A 17240-nucleotide genomic window follows, 5' to 3' on the forward strand; every position below is an offset into this window, starting at 1 on the left:
TACATACCTACTATCTCATCAATATATTTGCCATTAGTTATTGTGTTTTTTTATTTCAATACCTGCTAATTTTTCAAAATATTGAGCTATTCCACCATGGTCATCTTCTAAATGTCCATGTACTTTTAATGTTTGCATAATTTCTAATAGCTGACTTGTCATAGGTAGCGGCACATCCAAATTGTGTGCTGTCTTCATTACATTTTTTATATCTTTTAGATTGATAGATATTTTTCCACCTGGTTTAAAATCACGATTCATAATCATTGGTATTTTTGCATCCAATATTGTGCTGCCAGCTAGACCTCCCCTTATTGCTTTGTACACTTTTTCTGGGTCTGCTCCTGCTTTGGCTGCAAGTACAAATGCTTCAGATACTGCTGCTATTGTAAGATTAACTATTACTTGATTTGTAAGTTTTGTAACACTTCCACTGCCATTATCTCCAATTAAAATAGATGAACTTCCCATTATATTAAAAAATGGCTCTACTTTTTTATATACTTCTTCTTTACCACCAGCCATAAAAGCAAGTGTTCCATCAATTGCTTTTGGTTCACCTCCACTTACTGGTGAATCTATAAATTCTAAGTTCATTTGCTTTAATTTTTCTGCACATGACATAGATTCTGTAGGAGTAACTGAACTCATATCTACAATTATACTGCCCTCTTTTAAAGTGTTTGTTAAACCATCAGCTCCAAATAATATATCTTGAACAATGGCTCCATTTGGAAGTATTGTAAATACAATTTCACACTCTTCACCTATTTCTGAAAGACTTGCATATTTTGCACCATATGATACAAGCTCATCTACAGCAGATTTATTAATATCATATACTAAAAGATTGCATCCACCTTTTATTAAATTCTTAGCCATTGGTTTTCCCATTATTCCTAATCCAATAAATCCTAACTTCATTATATACCCCTCCATATTTTCACATTTTTGAAAACGTTTTTTATGATTTAAAGTATACTACACACCAGTATACCGGTCAATATAAAATATGAAAGTATTTATTTTAACAATAAAACATTCTTTTTAGCCTTCTATAATAGAATTCAACTCTTATTACCATATTTAATACACACTATTTATGTTAAATAATACACACTATTTCCATATTATATTTAATCATACTTTATATTAATTATTTTTCTTTATATTAATTATTTTTATCAATAATTAAGTATCATTCAACTAAACATTTATTTATATAGTCCAATATATAATTTAAATTTCAAAGGATTGACCTTAATTTTACTATGTTGTATTCTTAACATTATATAAGTTTTTGTATTTTCACATTGTTTAGGGGGTATAAAATATGGCTACATTTAAAAGATTACAAGAACAAGCATATGACTATTTAAAAGAATTAATACTATCTGGTGAAATAATAGAAAATGAAATATATTCTGAAACAAAGCTTGCGAGTGAAATAGGTATCTCAAGAACACCTATAAGAGATGCTCTTCAAAGACTCAGCCAAGATGGTTTTATAGATATAATTCCAAGTAAGGGTTTTAAAATTCATCAAATCACAGCTAATGAAATTGTAGAGATATTTCAAATACGCTCTGCAATAGAAGGGTTTTGCACTTTTTTAATTACGAGTCAATACAAAGAACCTAGAGCAATTGAAACTATAGATAAATTAAAGTATCTTTTAGATAAACAAAAAGACATTGTATCAAGTGATAAGAATTTAAATACATTTGCAGAATACGATACTTTATTTCACACAACAATCGTTTCATATGCTCAAAATACTGAATTTGATAAGATGTTCAACAGCTATATGTACAGAATAAAAAAATTAGCTCTTGATTCACTATCTCATGAGGGAAGACTAGAAACAACATTAAAAGAACATACAGATATTTTTAATAATATATCTAACGGATGTACTGAAGATATTTATAAAACAACACTTATACATATGGAAACTCCTAAATACATCAATTTAGAAGATTTTTGTAATAATAAATTATTTTAATAATCTATTTATATTTACTAAAATTTTATTTATCTTAAATCAATTTCTTATTTATAAAAAATACTCTATAATTATAGTGTAACTACTATTATTTTAAGGAGTGATTTTTTTGAACAAAGATACTGTAACTAATGAAACTATCGACAAGGATTATGCTATTGAAGAAGTTCGTATGGCCTGTAAACACTTTGGTGATTTATATTTTTATTTTACCAAAGTATTAGTTGAGGAATTTGGAAATGAAAAAACTGCTGAAATATTGAAAAAAGTTTTGTTTGAAAGATCAGAAGAAAGAGCTATTGCTATGAGAGAAAGAGCCAATGAAAATGGAGATGAATTGATTGCTGACAATATTGTTAGTATAACTGATGTCCCATTTTTAGGTTGGGTTCCTGAATTTGAAGAGTTACACTGTCCTTATGGAGCTTCCTGGCTTTCACGCTTTGAAGAAAATCCTTGGTTTAAGGAATTTGCATCCCTTTATTGTGATGTTACTGATACCACTGTTGCTGAAGTATTTACAGGGGATACATCACATAAAATAACAAAAAATATTCTATGGGGAGATAAAATTTGTGAGAGAATATATTTTCATGATGATAATATATCTCAAGGTAAATATACTTATGGAACCAGAAACTGCAAGTAAATAATTTAATTTTTCTATATTTTTATACTATATTTTGTACTTTTTCATATAAATATTATAACTAGTCTTTTATTTTACTTTTGTTTAACTTAAAGATAATTTACTTTTAACTTCTATGAATTATTATATAAGTAATAAAAAATTTATCTTTATAAAATTATAGTCTTTAGGCTTATAATTTACATAATATTTATGCTCTTTATAAAACTTTTTAGAAGCTTCTATTGTTATACTATAAAACTATCTTGAGAAAGGCTGATTAAATGTTTAATAAAATATATGAAAAAAAAGAATTTATAGTTTTTCAAGTTAAAAACGGTTATGTAGTTTATAATACTAGAAAGAATTTTGAAGAAGGTCATACACATTTAAAACATTTTGAAGCAGCAAAAACAGCTATTGACTTAGCTATAAACAAAAAAATTCCTCGAAGTAAAGACGGATATTATCTAACTAGTTTAATTCGCATAAGTGACGATTGTTATTACATCAATAAGTTAAGTGAGTTATTATATGTCAGAGAACAAAAAGGTAAAAAAGAAAAATACTGCAATTCTAGTTATCAGATATAACAAGATTAGTTGTCAAATATAAATATTTTAAGCTTAAAGCTAAAGAGTATCAGTAAGTTTATAAAAAAATAAATTTGCTGATACTCTTTTTAATTATAACATTAGTAATTTAAGTTATAGCTATTATATAAACACATATTTTTTTATTCAGATTCTGTATCTGCAAATTGGCTATTATAAAGCTTCTCATAAAATCCGCCTTTTTCCATTAATTCATCGTGATTACCTTGCTCTATAATACTTCCATTATTCATAACCAAAATCAAGTCAGCATTACGAATTGTAGAAAGTCTATGTGCTATAACAAAACTAGTTCTACCATTCATAAGATTTCTCATTGCCTTTTGAAGCATCAATTCTAACCTAGTATCAACAGAGCTAGTAGCCTCATCTAATATCAATATCGAAGGGTCTGATATAAAGGCTCTAGCTATAGTTAAAAGTTGTTTTTCTCCAAGCGATATATTAGATGCTTCTTCATTTAAAAACATATTATATCCATCTGGAAGTGTAGTTATAAAGTGATGTACATTTGCTACTTTTGCTGCTTGTATAATTTCTTCCTTAGTAGCTCCAAATCTACCATATTCTATATTTTCAAAAATAGTACCATTAAATAGCCATGTATCTTGAAGTACCATTCCAAACATTGAACGTAAATCTTCACGTCTCATATCTCTAATATCTACTCCATCAACTTTAATAGCTCCTCCCTTTACATCATAAAATCTCATCAATAAGTTTATTAATGTTGTTTTACCTGCTCCAGTAGGGCCAACAATAGCTACCATTTGACCACTTTTTATTTCTACATTTAAATCTTCTATTAAGGTTTCACTTTCTCCATAGCCAAAATTTACATGTTCAAATGTGACATTTCCTTGTACATTTTCTATCTTAATTGGATTTTCAACATCAGGAATTTCCTCTTCTTCATCCAAAATTTCAAATACACGCTCTATTGCTGCAAAAGAAGATTGTATTACAGTTGATAATTGTGTCATCTGTGAAAGAGGCTGATTTATTTGCCATATGTAACGTACAAATGCTTGTAAATTTCCAACTGTTATCCCTCCACTCACTGCATATATAGAGCCAACTACTGCTACTGATGCAATTCCAAAATAAGTTACTAATGAAACCATTGGATTCATCATACTTGATATAAACTGTGCCTTAAATCCATTTTCACAAAGTTCTTGATTTACTTTTTTAAATTCTTCTATAGAGTCTTCTTCTTTTCCATATAATTTTATTTCATTAAATCCAGTATACATCTCTTGTACTTTTCCATTTAATTTTCCAAGAGCATTTTGTTGTAATGAAAATCTATTTTGTGATTTTTTTACTATGAACTTAGATACAAAATAACTAATTGGAATTATAAAAAGAGCTATAAATGCCATATATACATTAATTGTAAACATCATGGAAATTGCCAAAATTATTACTAAAATTGAGTTGATAATTTGCATAAAACTCTGCTGTAAAGCATTTGATATTGTATCTACATCATTTGATATACGGCTTAGTACATCTCCAAAACTATTGCTGTCAAAGTAACTAATAGGCAATTTTCTTATCTTATTTTCTACTTCATTTCTTAAGTCTCTCATTGTATTTTGAATAGCATTTGTAAGTAAAAAACTTGAAGCATACGTAAAAATTGCATTAGCAACATATATACAAGCTAAGAGTACCAAAATTTTTACTACATAGTTAAAATTCACAGATGCTCCTGGTATTCCTTTTGCTATACGAATTACATCTTTAGTTAATTGTGTTATTATTAATCCCTCTGTTTTAGGAGCAATTGCATTCATAGTAGCTGCTAAAATTATACATATAATAGCTATAATAAATGAAAATTTATATTGCTTTACAAATGGAAGAAGTCTACCAATTGTTTTTTTAAAACCTTTAGACTTTTTCATTATTCCAATTCCTCCTTTTTCAACTGAGATGTTGCAATTTCATAGTATATTTCACAATTTTTCAATAATTCTTTATGAGTTCCCATTCCAACAACTTTTCCTTCATTTAGTACTATAATTTTATCAGCATCAATAATTGAGCTAATTCTCTGTGCAACAATCAATACGATTGCATTTTTTGTTTCTTTTTTTAGCTTAGAACGAAGTATTGCATCAGTCTTAAAATCTAACGCAGAAAAGCTATCATCAAATATATATATTTCAGGCTTTCTTATAATAGCTCTGGCAATAGAAAGTCTTTGCTTTTGACCTCCAGATACATTAGATCCACCTTCACTAATTAATTCATCAAATTTTCTAGGTTTTTTTGATATAAACTCATATGCCTGTGCAACTTTGGCTGAATGTTCTAATTCTGATGTTCCTGCTTTATTTTTACCAAATCTAATATTATTTGCTATACTACCAGTAAAAAGCAATGCTTTCTGAGGTATAAATCCTATCTTTTTTCTTAAAGCCTTTAAGTCATATTCCCTTATATCTACTCCATTTATCTTAATGCTACCTTCTGTTACATCATAAAATCTAGGTATCAAGTTAATTAGAGTACTCTTTCCACTACCAGTACTACCTATAAAGGCAACTGTTTCACCTGTTTTTGCAGTAAACGAAATATCTTTAAGCACAGAGGCCTCTCCATCTGGATAAGTAAATGTTACATTGTCAAATTCTATAAGTCCTTTATTTTCAGTATCTTTTACTCCATTTTTAGGATTTTTTATAAGTGGCTCTTCTTCTAAAATTTCTTTTATTCTATTTGCTGAAACTTCTGCTCTTGGATACATGATAAATACCATTGAAAAAAGCATAATTGAAAACATAGCATGGAAAAGATATTCCAAAAATGCAACCAATTGTCCAACTTGAATTTCTCCAATATTTATTTTCTCACTGGAAATCCAAAACACAGCTAAAACAGCTATATTTAATAGTAAAAAGAATGCGGGTTGAGTAATTGACATAAGTTTAAACAATTTTTTAGAAACATTAGCATAATATGTATTTGTTTCTTCAAATCTTTTTGTCTCATAGTCATTATTCCCAAATGCTCTGATTACCCTTATTCCAGTTAAATTTTCTCTTGATATAAGGTTTAGTTTATCCAGTCCTTTTTGTTGTTTGGATGATATTGATTGAGAAACTTTTGCTATTATTGCTACTCCAATAATTATAAAAGGCACTGATATAGCTAATACCAAGGAAAGCTCTACACTTGTTCTAATTGTCATGATTATACTTATAATAAACATGACTGGAGTTAATAAAGCTGTTCTAAGAAGTATATTTACAAATTGTTGAATTTGAAATGCATCATTTGTAGTTCTTGTAATCATTGAAGAAATACCAAATTTATTGTATTCAGTGTGTGAAAACTCTTGAGATTTTTTAAATATATCATTTCTTATATCTCTAGTTACTCCTGTTGATATTTTTGCAGAACAATAACCCAATAATACACTACCTACAACTCCTATAATAGAAATAACAACTATTACTATTCCCATTTGTTTTATGTAAGTTGTGTTTTGATTTGCAATACCATTATCAATTATTTTAGCTATTATTGTTGGTATACCTAATTCAACTAATGCAAAACTAAATATAGCCAGTATATTTAATGCTATTAATAACTTATAATTTTTTAAATAATTTAAAATTAATTTCATATTCTACTCCTTTCTTAATTTTTGAGACAGTGTAATTATTATGCAGTAATACTTGCTTTTATAAAAAAAGGAGAAAAGAGTTAGTGCACTCTCTTCTCCAGCATATTCTTTTTAATACACCCTCCGATAAGTCGCTTATATGTTACCATATTTGACAAGTAATGTCAATTCATATATAATTTAAGTTTTTAAATACTTTATTTTATAAAATGATAACAAGCCAGCACATACTTTATACTTGTTTTTTACTATATTCTAATTTTACAAGTTGTTCTAAATTACTAACTTTTTTAAGATTTAAGTTTGTTCTTTGTATTCCAGTTTTAAATAATGGAATTCCTCTACCTAATATTGTTGGCAATACATATACAAAATAATCATCAATTAGATTATCTTTTATAAATAATTCTACTATTTCACTTCCTCCTATTATCCAGATATCTTTTCCTTCTTTTTCTGCTCTAATTTGTTCAATTAGTTTTTTAGGTTCCAAATTTGTATACTTTACATTTTCAGTAACTCCACTAGTAGTCTTTGAATACACATAACATTCTTTCCCTTCATAAAACCATTCATTTGGGCTTAGTTCATTTATTATTTGTGTATATGTTGAATTTCCCATAATAACTGTACCAATTGTATCGTAAAAAGTATTATAGTCTTCTTGTTGAGAATCTGAAGCTACTTCATCTAAAAAAGCTACTCTACCATCTTCTTCTGCTATATAACCATCTAAACTCATTGCAATATAAAGTACTACTTTTCTCATATTTATTACCTCCAAAATTTATAATATAAGTTTTTTATGCTAAAATAAAATTTTCACTCACTTAAAATACCCTATTAAATAAAACTCAAACAGTTTTAAGTAAAACCACAAAAATAAAACATTATTATATCTACGGTTTAATAATTACATAATTTTACAGATAATAAATATATTGAAAATTCTAATTAATCTAAATAAATATTGCTCTAAATTCATACTGGTTCTATAATATAATTAGAAGATATTTATATTATAGAACTAATCTTATCATAATATTTATTAATATCATGAAATCAAGACCTGTGATTGATTTTACTTTTATTGAAAGGTGGTAAACAACATGAAAATTTCAAAAATTGCTACACCAAGCTTTTTACTAGATTTAGACCAGTTAGAAGAAAATATAAATACAATACAACAAATTTGTACAAAGAACAACAAACAGCTCTGGCCTATGCTTAAAACGCATAAAAGCACATATATTGCAAAACTTCAAAAAGATGCAGGTGCTGCTGGATTTCTTGTTGGAACTCTTGATGAAGCTGAAGCTTTGATAAATGCTGGCTTTAAAGATATTATGTTGGCTTACCCTTACATGGGAGATGCAAATATAAACAGGGTAGTAACTATGGCTTCAAAAATAAATTTAATATGTGCTACAGATAATATAGAATGTGCAAAAGCTTACAGTAAGGCTTTTTCTCTAGCTAAAATTGAATGTAAACTACTTCTTATTGTAGATTGCGGATTACACCGTTTTGGTGTTGAACCAGAAAAAGTAGTCGAACTTGCTACTGAAATTTCAAAACTAGAAAGTATAAAGATTGTTGGAATAAGCTCACATCCAGGTCAAGTATATGGTTGTAGTTCTCCAGAAGGTGTGCCAGATGTTTGTATTCAAGAAGATTCTACTATGGAGAAAGCATCTAAATTATTAACTGATAATGGCTTTAATATAGATATTGTAGCTTCTGGAAGCACTCCAACAGTTGAAACTGAGGCTGCTTCTAAAACTATCACTGCTGTAAGACCTGGAAACTATGTATATTATGATGCTATACAAATAGGTCTAGGGTGTGCTACTGAAAAGATGTGTGCTCTTACTGTTGTATGTACTGTAATCTCAAAAAATAGTAATGGCTATTATTTAGTTGATTGCGGAAGTAAATGTCTTGGATTAGATAAAGGTGCACATGGAAATAGTAGTATTGTTGGATATGGTAGAGTTTGTGAGCATCCAGAACTTACTATTGATTCACTTTCAGAAGAAGTTGGTAAAATTAAAGTGAATGGAGAAACTGATATAAAAATAGGTGATAGAATAAGAATTATACCTAACCACTCTTGTTCTACTGCAAACTTAACAAGTAATTTACTAGGCTTTAGAGGAGATACAATAGAAAAAGTCATTGAAGTAGATATACGTGAGAATTCAAAACATATTGTACTTTAAAAATAAAGCCCTAATAAATTTATATTGATATTAACAAAAAAATATATTTAGTTTATTGTTGATTTAAAGGTATTAAAACAAAACATAGAAAGTTTAAAAACATAAAAACTCTAAAAAACATAGAAAATCTAAAAGAAGTTTACCACTATACTAGTAAACTTCTTTTTTAATTAACATATCTTTTTTTTAATTAGTGCATCATCACGATATTATTATGTTAGTTTTATTTAATTTTTACATTACTCCCATAAAAGTAAGTAAGACTCTAACTATTAACATTCCTACAACTGCATCAAATATAGGAACTGCTAATAGTAACATTCTATACTTAGTACTAGTATTAGCTACAAGGACTATTCTAGCATAATGACCAACTAGAGTACCCATTAGCATACATGGCATAATCAAGATAGTTGCTTGTGATGCTGTAATTATACCTTGTGCAAATAAATTTGCGGCTGTAGCTGCTCCTGCTGCCTTAGCAAAGAAAGCCGATATTAAAACTACGACTGATTCTCCAGGTAGTCCAAAAATCCCCATTACTGGACCAAAAACATTTCCTAAAATATCAACTAGACCCGTTAATTGTAGAAATTGTACTATTACATACCCCATTATCATGGCTGGCAATATTTGTTCAATACCTATGTAAAAACCTTTTTTTGCGCCTCCCATAAATGTCTCAACAGCCGTTTTTTTTGGTTTACTATTTACAATTGTGCTTCCAGTATTTTGTTGACTCATATTACGCAGCCTCCTTATTTTTATTCTTTTTATTTTTTATATTTATAATTAGTCTAACTAGATTTGCTCCAAGTACCTTACAGAATATTTCTATAAGTATTATTGGACCTAATGCCAATAATGCTATTGGTAAAAGCGGAGCTTGAGTGTTTATTGTATTTAATATAACTGCTGAACCAGCATATTGATAAGCTACAAATATAGTTCTTTCATCATCTGTTATTTCTCCATTTTCACATAATTCTTTTGTCATTATTGAAGCTACATCTGAACTAGTAAATGAAGATACAAATGCTATACCAGCTATTCCAGGTATCCCAAGTAAAGGTTTAAGCAATGGATTAAATATTTTTGATGCAGCTTTCATCCCTCCCATAGATTCAACTACATCAATAAGCCCTACAGCAAAACACACAGTTGGTATTAAAGTAAGTGCAAATAAAAAACCATCCTTTGCACCAGTTCCACCTTTTCCCATAAAGTCTACACCATCTGATATAGTACCAAATGAGCCAGTTAAATTAGCAAAGTCTAAAGCTTTTAGAAATCCTTGACTATCTTTAAAAATACCAGAAAATAGTATTATCAATACAAATAAAGACATATATCCTTTCCATGTTACCTTATTCTCTCCAGCTGTTGTATCCATATAAAATCCCCCTTTTATATATCAAGTTTATCTAAATTTAAAACAATTGTAGAAATCAATTTTACCCTTTCAAACATAGAATCTACTAATGCGTATTCTCTTGATGTATGATTCCATTCTCCCTTTACTCCAAAAGAACATATCGTAGGAACGTTTGCAATAGTTAAATAACTAGCATCTGAACTTCCTCCAAGTCTCTTAGCATTTATTTCACCAAACCCATTTTCTTTTGATACTGTATTTACAAATTTATGAAACTTCATAACATCATCTGTAGTTTCAAATGGCATCATCTCACTTACAAAGTCAACATGTGTAGAAGTTCCTTCTATGTAAGTATCTTCACATATTTCTTGAATTCTTTTTTTAACGTTTTCCATTTCTTCTACTTTTTCAAATCTAAGGTCTACTTCTATACTACAATCTTCTGGAATAGAATTTGATACTCTTCCTCCTTTAATTATACTTACACTTGCTGTAGTTCCAACTTCAAGATTAGTCAATTTTTGTATTTGTAATATCTTATTAGCCATTTCTTCTATTGCATTTCTTCCACCTTCAAAATCATTTCCTGCATGTGTTTCTACACCTTTTACATGTATATTACACCCGATTCTTCCTTTTCTACCTACACATAAGCTATTATCTACCAAACCAGTTTCCATATTAAATGCACATAGACCACCTTTTGCTTCTTTTAATATAATGTCTCCTCCGTTTGAATCCTTATGTCCTATCTCCTCATCTCCTGAAAAGACTATTTTTATTGGTCTATCTTTGTATCCTATCTTATTTAAAGCTTTGATAACGTATAAAGAAATTACTATTCCACCTTTCATATCTAACACACCTGGACCATATGCTTTTCCTTCCATTATTTTAAATGGATTTTCTCCAAATGTACCTATTTCAAAGACAGTATCCATATGCCCTGAAAAAATTATTTGTTTCTTATTTCTCTTAGAACCAAGTGTACCTACTAATGTACTGCCATTATTTCCAACATCTATTAAATCACAATCTAATCCTTCTTTTTCAAACTCACATTTTAATCTCTCAGCTACTTTATTTACACTCTCTTTACAGTTTGTATAGCTTTCAATATTAACAATCTCTTTCCACAATGAAATTATTTCTTCTCTATTCTCGTCAACAAATTTAGAAATTTCATTTAAATATGTACTCATAATAATCTCCTTTATTTTTGAATAAAATATATTTTTTCCTAAAAGCTAAGTTTATACTTTAGGAAATTTTAAAAGACTAGTCCTTAATTACAAAATAACACAATTATTTTCATCAGTCAACATTTTTTCAGTATATTTTTTATTTTCTGATTTTTCTTTTAATTATTACTTTGTAAAATAAATTGACGCTTTTTATCTACTATTATAAAATGAGGTTATAAATTGATAATTAGTTACAATACTTTCGAAATTTTAAAGGAGGTTTTATGAAATATAAGATTGGCTTTTTAACAACATCTTATTTTATGGCAGATAACTTTAAACAAGCTCTCGAAGAATTAAAAGATATTTGCGAAATTACATACATTGAACTAAAAGGCGAAAACCCTTTCAGTAATTTGCCAAATATATATAATGAACAAGTAGATAATTTTGATGGATTTGTTTGTAGTGGTATAATTCCATATAGTGAAATTATAATAAATATAGAGGATATAAAAGTCCCATTAAGTTTCTTAAAGCTTGATGAAAGAGATTTTTATAAATACTTATTTAAACTATTAAATAGTAAAAGAGAGATTGATTTTACAAAATCATTTATGGATTTTTTAAGAGAAGATAATAACTATTATGACATCTATTCATTGATAGATTCTAAAAACTGTCCATATACAATTAAAGATTTCAATATTCCTCAACCTGTATATGACTTTAAAAAATTAAATGATAAATTATTGGAGATACACTTAGATTTATTAAAAGATAATAAGATTAACCTTTCTATTACTAGAAATTATATAATTAATTGTGAATTAAATAGACTTGGATATGACTGTATTTACATGGTGCCATCTACTGAATCAATCTTAAACACATTTAAATCTGTAATAAACGAAATAACATTAAAAAAATTAGATAAAAATAAATCTGCAACTTGTATAGTCACAATAAATAGCTCAGAGTATATAAATGATGACCTAATATTTAAAAATGATGAGATACAAAATCAAATATACAACACTATCTTAAATTCTTTATCAACAAATGGATTCTATGGAGTTCAAGTCAAAAAAAATGACATGAAAATAGAAATACATACTACTAAAGAAATGCTAAATAATATGACTAAGGACTATACAGAATTTTTTATTTCAGAAGACTTAAAAGAAATTAAGTATAGCTTAAATATTGGTTGGGGAATTGGCAACACAAATATTCATGCAGAGCAGAACGCTCGTCAGGCAAATAGTAAATCAGCTTCTCTAGGTGGAAATTGCACATTTATAGTAAATGACACTAATAATATAATAGGACCTTTATATTCAAATAAAAATTCTAATGACCTTGAAGAAAGTTCAATAGCCAATAAAGTTGCTTCTTTCATTCCTTTATCTAATGTAAATGTATCTAAAATTATGAGTATGATTAATGATAGAAATTCAAATAATGTATCAGCGGAAATATTATCAGACTATATGAATATAACTCTTAGGAGTGCAAATAGAATCTTAAGTATCTTATATAAGGCTGGTATTGCAACTATTGTAAACACAAAGCTGGATAATCAAAGAGGTAGACCAAAGAAAATATACAAAGTTGATTTCTTATCTTTTTTAGATAATATGTAGAGATTGAAGTCTAAATTATTAGCTTTTTTAATAAAAATAACATTTTTCCACTAATTCTCAATAAGCAAAGTTTTTAAATCTGAATATGCAAAATGCCAGAATCCTCATAAACACTATGTTTTTATCAATTCTGGCATTCTTTTTTATTCCGCTATCAGAATTTAAACCAATGATGCTAAAGTAAGCTTTTGCTTTTGCCTTACTTCATCAGCATGAAAAATGTATCTCGAACGTACCTAAAATTCTTTATAGAAAGTAAGTTCATTCCTTACTCATTTTTTGAGAGTTGTTTGTTTTTTTGGTATATTTTATTCCATCCTATTAGTAATAAAATAATAAATACACAGGTATCTATAAAAAGAATAACTGTAACGTTCTTGACAATATTGTAGACAAAAAATATTGAGAATACTTCTACGGATAAAGCTACAAAACATAAAAAGTTCGTCAAATAATCTGCAATAGTGTCACTATAGAAAGCTCGTATTTGTAACCATCTACATATAAATGGGCGTAAAATAAATCTCAACACAACACAAATAATTGGATAGGCATAAATAAATTTTTTATCTACACTGTTGGCTACACCATTATTCCATTGCACAGGAATTTGAGCTGACAGTTTTGGAAATGCTATGATTGCAATTAGCAAACAAGCAATGGTAATAATTCTCCATGTAACATTTCCTCCCCATATATATAAGAAACTTACAGAGTCCAGTTTTTTCTTCAACTTCCTTAATTGTCATTTTTAAACACCACCTTTCGATTTATTGAATTACCTAATATCTTTCTTTTTTATTACTCTAAGTCTTCTTTAATGTTTTATTTCATTATTTGATTCGCCAATATTCCATTATCAATAATACCACACTTTGTAACAATCGCCTCCTTGTGTGCATCTAAAACTTCTTGATTATTATATAAAATACAGTATAAACATGGTTTACAGTCAAGTATTTTTATCATTTTTTTGATTCTATTAAAAAAAGCATCGCAAATAAATGCCATGCCTTTCTATTAATTTAGTCTTTTCATGTCTTTCTCAGTCCAAAAGTCAAATTAGCCTGTCTTATAGTAAAATTGATAAAAGATATAACAGGTGATATAAGATTTTCTATCATATTAAATAATTAATTGCCCACTTCTCACAATCCCAAATTTTATTAACTATATCATTATAAAATTCTGGCTCATGGCATACTAAAATTATACTGCCTTCATATGATATTAAAGCTTTTTTTAGTTCTTCCTTTGCTTCAGAATCTAAGTGGTTTGTTGGCTCATCTAGTATTAATATATTACTAGGATTATTTATAAGTTTACATAACCTTACTTTAGCTTGTTCTCCACCACTTAATATAGAAAGCTTACTTTCTATATGTTGATTAGTCAACCCACATCTTGATAGCATTTTTCTTATTTCATATCTTGTGTATGTTGGAAATTCATACCACACCTCATCAATAAGTTTTTTATCACTTATTTCTTTAACTTCCTGTTCAAAATATCCAACATTTTGTTCTTCTCCTACTTCAATACTTCCACTTATTGGTTTATTTATTCCAATCAAGCTTTTTAATAAGGTTGATTTTCCTATACCATTTGCACCTATTAAAGCTATCTTTTCTCCTCTTTCCATAATTAAATTTATAGGTTTACTTAGTGCTGTTTCATATCCTATAACTAATTTCTTAGCTTCAAATATCATCTTCCCAGATTTTTTGGATATTTTAAAGTCAAAGTGAGGTCTTACTTTTTCTGTTGATATACTTATTCTTTCTATTTTATCTAATTTTTTCTGTCTTGATTTTGCCATCTTACTGGTTGATGCTCTAACTTTATTTTTTGCAATATATTCTTCTAACTTTGATATTTCTCCAATCTGTTTTTCTTGAGCTATTCTTAAATTTCTCTTGTTTTCTTCATACATCTTTTGGAAATTTTCATAATTGCCAATATATCTTGTCAATGTCATATTTTCAAGATGACACACCACATTTACAACACTATTCAAAAACTCCAAATCATGTGATATCAATATGAATGCATTTTCATAATTTTGAAGATATTTTCTTAACCATTCTATATGTTCTTCATCCAAATAGTTTGTAGGTTCATCTAAAAGCAATACATCTGGTTCATCTAACAATAGTTTACCTAATAGTACCTTTGTCCTTTGACCTCCGCTCAATTCTGAAACATCTCTATCAAGTCCAATATGTCTAAACCCAAGACCTAAGGCAATTGAATCTATCTTTGAATCAATATTATAAAATTCATTGTTATTTAAAAAGTCTTGTATATTTGCAACTTTTTCAAGAGACTTATTTATCTCATGTTCATTCATTTCTCCCATTTTACTGTATATACTATCCATTTCACTTTCCATATCAAAAAGTTCCTTAAAAGATTCTCTTAAAATATCTTTTATTGTATTACCTTTTTCTAGTTTAGTATGTTGATCCATATATCCAACTCTTACTTTGCTACTCCATTGTATATCACCACTATCTGGAATCAGTTGACTTGTTATTATATTCATAAATGTAGACTTTCCCTCGCCATTTTTTCCAACAAGACCTACATGTTCCCCTCTTAACAGTCTAAAAGATATGTCTTTAAATAATGTTCTATCCCCAAATCCATAACTTATATTATTTACATTTAAAATACTCATTGTTCTATTCCTCTTCTTAAAATTTAGAAATTCCTCAATGAAATCATATCATTTAAATAGAGTATACCTCAAGTTCATAAACAAATCTGTATTAATTTTGTACGAAAAAAGAGACTTTGTTAAAAAGCCTCTTCTTAATCTTTTGTTATATAAATCTATCTTTAGAACATTAATATTCTATTTTCAATCACTTTTTTCTTCTCTTATTATTCGTCTTATACTATGCTCTGTTAAATAATAGTCCTTTGTAAGTTCTTTAACAGAAATACCTTTATTATACTTATCAAATATTTCTTTATTTCTTTTTTTCAAGATATTTCTTGAACCACTATTTTCACCCCAAGCTTTTTTATTTTCAGACTTTCGTGGTATATATAAATAACTACCATCTGTATATTCTTGAATTAATTCAAGTATCTCTTCTGGCAATATATTTTGTGCTTTTTCATACTTCATAGTACTCTGCTCCCATCTACATTTTAAATTGTAAATAAAAGCAAAGACTGCACAAAAACAATTTAGCCTAAATATTATCTTGATTTATTAGGCTCTAAACAAAGTTTTATTGCAATTGCATTTTGCAGTCTTTGCTTAGAGCCAACTGAAATTATAATATCGTTACTCTCTTTCATATTACAAACTCCCTTTCTATCTAATTTAAACTATTACATATTACTAGCTTTAGCTATTATATCTTTTGAAAATCTAACAGCTTCAGATATCTCTTGCTCATCTGGATGACTTTGAGACTCTTCATGACCTTTTAATTGCTCACGAATATGTTCATTTTCAGGATGAAGTTTTATCATTTCTTCATATTTCACCTTTAAACCTTCTGCAATCTTTCCTTGGCATATAAATGACCCAACTATTTCATTATCCTTTGAAAAGACATCTTTCACTTTGTCCATGATGTTAATTCCATAATTTCCCTTTGTACTTGCTCCCATTGTTCCAAATAAAGCTAGCTTTTTGTTATGAATATTTTCAAAGACTAGTTTTGAATTTTTATCACAAATTCCTTTATCCACCCAATATCCTAAGAATATTATATCATATTTTTCATAGTCAACATTATTATCAATTACTTCACTGATATTTTTAATTTCTTTTTCGCCTTGAATTGCATCATATATAGATTGAGCAATTTTTTTAGTATTTCCAGTTAAACTTGAATATAAAATTAAACTTTTCATGATATATCCTCCTATATATTAAGTATTTATCTAAAATTTCTTAATAC

16 protein-coding genes are annotated in these 17240 nt (G+C 27.9%); 5 read left to right on the forward strand and 11 right to left on the reverse strand.

Annotated features, from left to right (window positions below; translation table 11 throughout):
- Positions 1-33: 33 nt before the first annotated feature.
- The gene (gene garR, locus KGF48_RS02440; protein ID WP_227840821.1) at positions 34-924 is read right to left on the reverse strand and encodes a 2-hydroxy-3-oxopropionate reductase; all 891 of its coding nucleotides are present in this window, start codon (positions 922-924) and stop codon (positions 34-36) included.
- A gap of 409 nt (positions 925-1333) precedes the next feature.
- On the opposite strand from garR, the gene KGF48_RS02445 reads away from it, so the two are divergent.
- The 3 genes from KGF48_RS02445 to KGF48_RS02455 all read left to right on the forward strand — a co-directional run bounded on the left by KGF48_RS02445 (position 1334) and on the right by KGF48_RS02455 (position 3226).
- Entirely contained in the window at positions 1334-2005 is a 672-nt protein-coding gene (locus KGF48_RS02445; RefSeq protein WP_227840820.1) for a GntR family transcriptional regulator, read from the forward strand.
- Between the two features lie 100 nt (positions 2006-2105).
- Positions 2106-2654, forward strand: a complete 549-nt coding sequence (locus tag KGF48_RS02450) for a hypothetical protein (protein WP_227840819.1) — start codon at positions 2106-2108, stop codon at positions 2652-2654.
- Between the two features lie 263 nt (positions 2655-2917).
- Positions 2918-3226, forward strand: coding sequence for a hypothetical protein (locus KGF48_RS02455; RefSeq protein WP_227827591.1), 309 nt, complete (start codon positions 2918-2920; stop codon positions 3224-3226).
- 143 nt (positions 3227-3369) lie between these two features.
- On the opposite strand, the gene KGF48_RS02460 is transcribed toward KGF48_RS02455, so the two are convergent.
- The 3 genes from KGF48_RS02460 to KGF48_RS02470 all read right to left on the reverse strand — a co-directional run bounded on the left by KGF48_RS02460 (position 3370) and on the right by KGF48_RS02470 (position 7656).
- Positions 3370-5160: an ABC transporter ATP-binding protein gene (locus tag KGF48_RS02460; protein ID WP_227840440.1), complete on the reverse strand. Its 1791-nt coding sequence runs from the start codon at positions 5158-5160 to the stop codon at positions 3370-3372.
- On the reverse strand, positions 5160-6887 hold the full coding sequence (locus tag KGF48_RS02465) for an ABC transporter ATP-binding protein (protein WP_227867718.1): 1728 nt from the start codon (positions 6885-6887) through the stop codon (positions 5160-5162). Before KGF48_RS02465 ends, KGF48_RS02460 begins: the two co-directional genes overlap by 1 nt.
- Positions 6888-7119: 232 nt before the next feature.
- A complete protein-coding gene (locus KGF48_RS02470) occupies positions 7120-7656 on the reverse strand; it encodes a dihydrofolate reductase family protein (protein ID WP_227840442.1) in 537 nt (178 codons plus the stop codon).
- A gap of 340 nt (positions 7657-7996) precedes the next feature.
- Here KGF48_RS02470 and KGF48_RS02475 point away from each other — a divergent pair, with 340 nt between their 5' ends.
- The gene (locus KGF48_RS02475) at positions 7997-9109 is read left to right on the forward strand and encodes an alanine racemase (RefSeq protein ID WP_227840443.1); all 1113 of its coding nucleotides are present in this window, start codon (positions 7997-7999) and stop codon (positions 9107-9109) included.
- 234 nt (positions 9110-9343) lie between these two features.
- On the opposite strand, the gene KGF48_RS02480 is transcribed toward KGF48_RS02475, so the two are convergent.
- From KGF48_RS02480 to KGF48_RS02490, 3 genes are read right to left on the reverse strand one after another with little or no spacing between them, the layout of a single operon-like run.
- On the reverse strand, positions 9344-9853 hold the full coding sequence (locus tag KGF48_RS02480; RefSeq protein ID WP_227840444.1) for a YjiG family protein: 510 nt from the start codon (positions 9851-9853) through the stop codon (positions 9344-9346).
- A gap of 1 nt (position 9854) precedes the next feature.
- Complete coding sequence (locus KGF48_RS02485; protein ID WP_227840445.1) at positions 9855-10502, reverse strand: nucleoside recognition domain-containing protein; 648 nt, start codon at positions 10500-10502, stop codon at positions 9855-9857.
- Positions 10503-10516: 14 nt separating this feature from the next.
- Complete coding sequence (locus KGF48_RS02490; RefSeq protein ID WP_227840446.1) at positions 10517-11689, reverse strand: M20 family metallopeptidase; 1173 nt, start codon at positions 11687-11689, stop codon at positions 10517-10519.
- A gap of 266 nt (positions 11690-11955) precedes the next feature.
- On the opposite strand from KGF48_RS02490, the gene KGF48_RS02495 reads away from it, so the two are divergent.
- Complete coding sequence (locus tag KGF48_RS02495; protein WP_227840447.1) at positions 11956-13317, forward strand: hypothetical protein; 1362 nt, start codon at positions 11956-11958, stop codon at positions 13315-13317.
- A 268-nt stretch (positions 13318-13585) separates the two neighbouring features.
- On the opposite strand, the gene KGF48_RS02500 is transcribed toward KGF48_RS02495, so the two are convergent.
- The 4 genes from KGF48_RS02500 to bilS form a co-directional block, all read right to left on the reverse strand.
- Positions 13586-14050 (reverse strand): DUF1648 domain-containing protein, encoded by a 465-nt coding sequence (locus KGF48_RS02500; protein WP_227840448.1) that lies wholly within the window; start codon positions 14048-14050, stop codon positions 13586-13588.
- A 387-nt stretch (positions 14051-14437) separates the two neighbouring features.
- Positions 14438-15997 carry an ABC-F family ATP-binding cassette domain-containing protein gene (locus KGF48_RS02505; protein ID WP_227840449.1) on the reverse strand — a complete coding sequence of 520 codons (1560 nt, stop codon included), beginning with the start codon at positions 15995-15997 and terminating at the stop codon, positions 14438-14440.
- 183 nt (positions 15998-16180) lie between these two features.
- Complete coding sequence (locus KGF48_RS02510; protein ID WP_227840450.1) at positions 16181-16453, reverse strand: CD3324 family protein; 273 nt, start codon at positions 16451-16453, stop codon at positions 16181-16183.
- Positions 16454-16662: 209 nt separating this feature from the next.
- Positions 16663-17193 carry a flavodoxin family protein BilS gene (gene bilS, locus KGF48_RS02515; RefSeq protein WP_227840451.1) on the reverse strand — a complete coding sequence of 177 codons (531 nt, stop codon included), beginning with the start codon at positions 17191-17193 and terminating at the stop codon, positions 16663-16665.
- Between the last annotated feature and the right edge of the window lie 47 nt (positions 17194-17240).

The sequence above is a fragment of the Clostridioides sp. ZZV15-6388 genome, from assembly GCF_020657755.1.
In the GTDB taxonomy this organism is placed as follows: domain Bacteria; phylum Bacillota; class Clostridia; order Peptostreptococcales; family Peptostreptococcaceae; genus Clostridioides.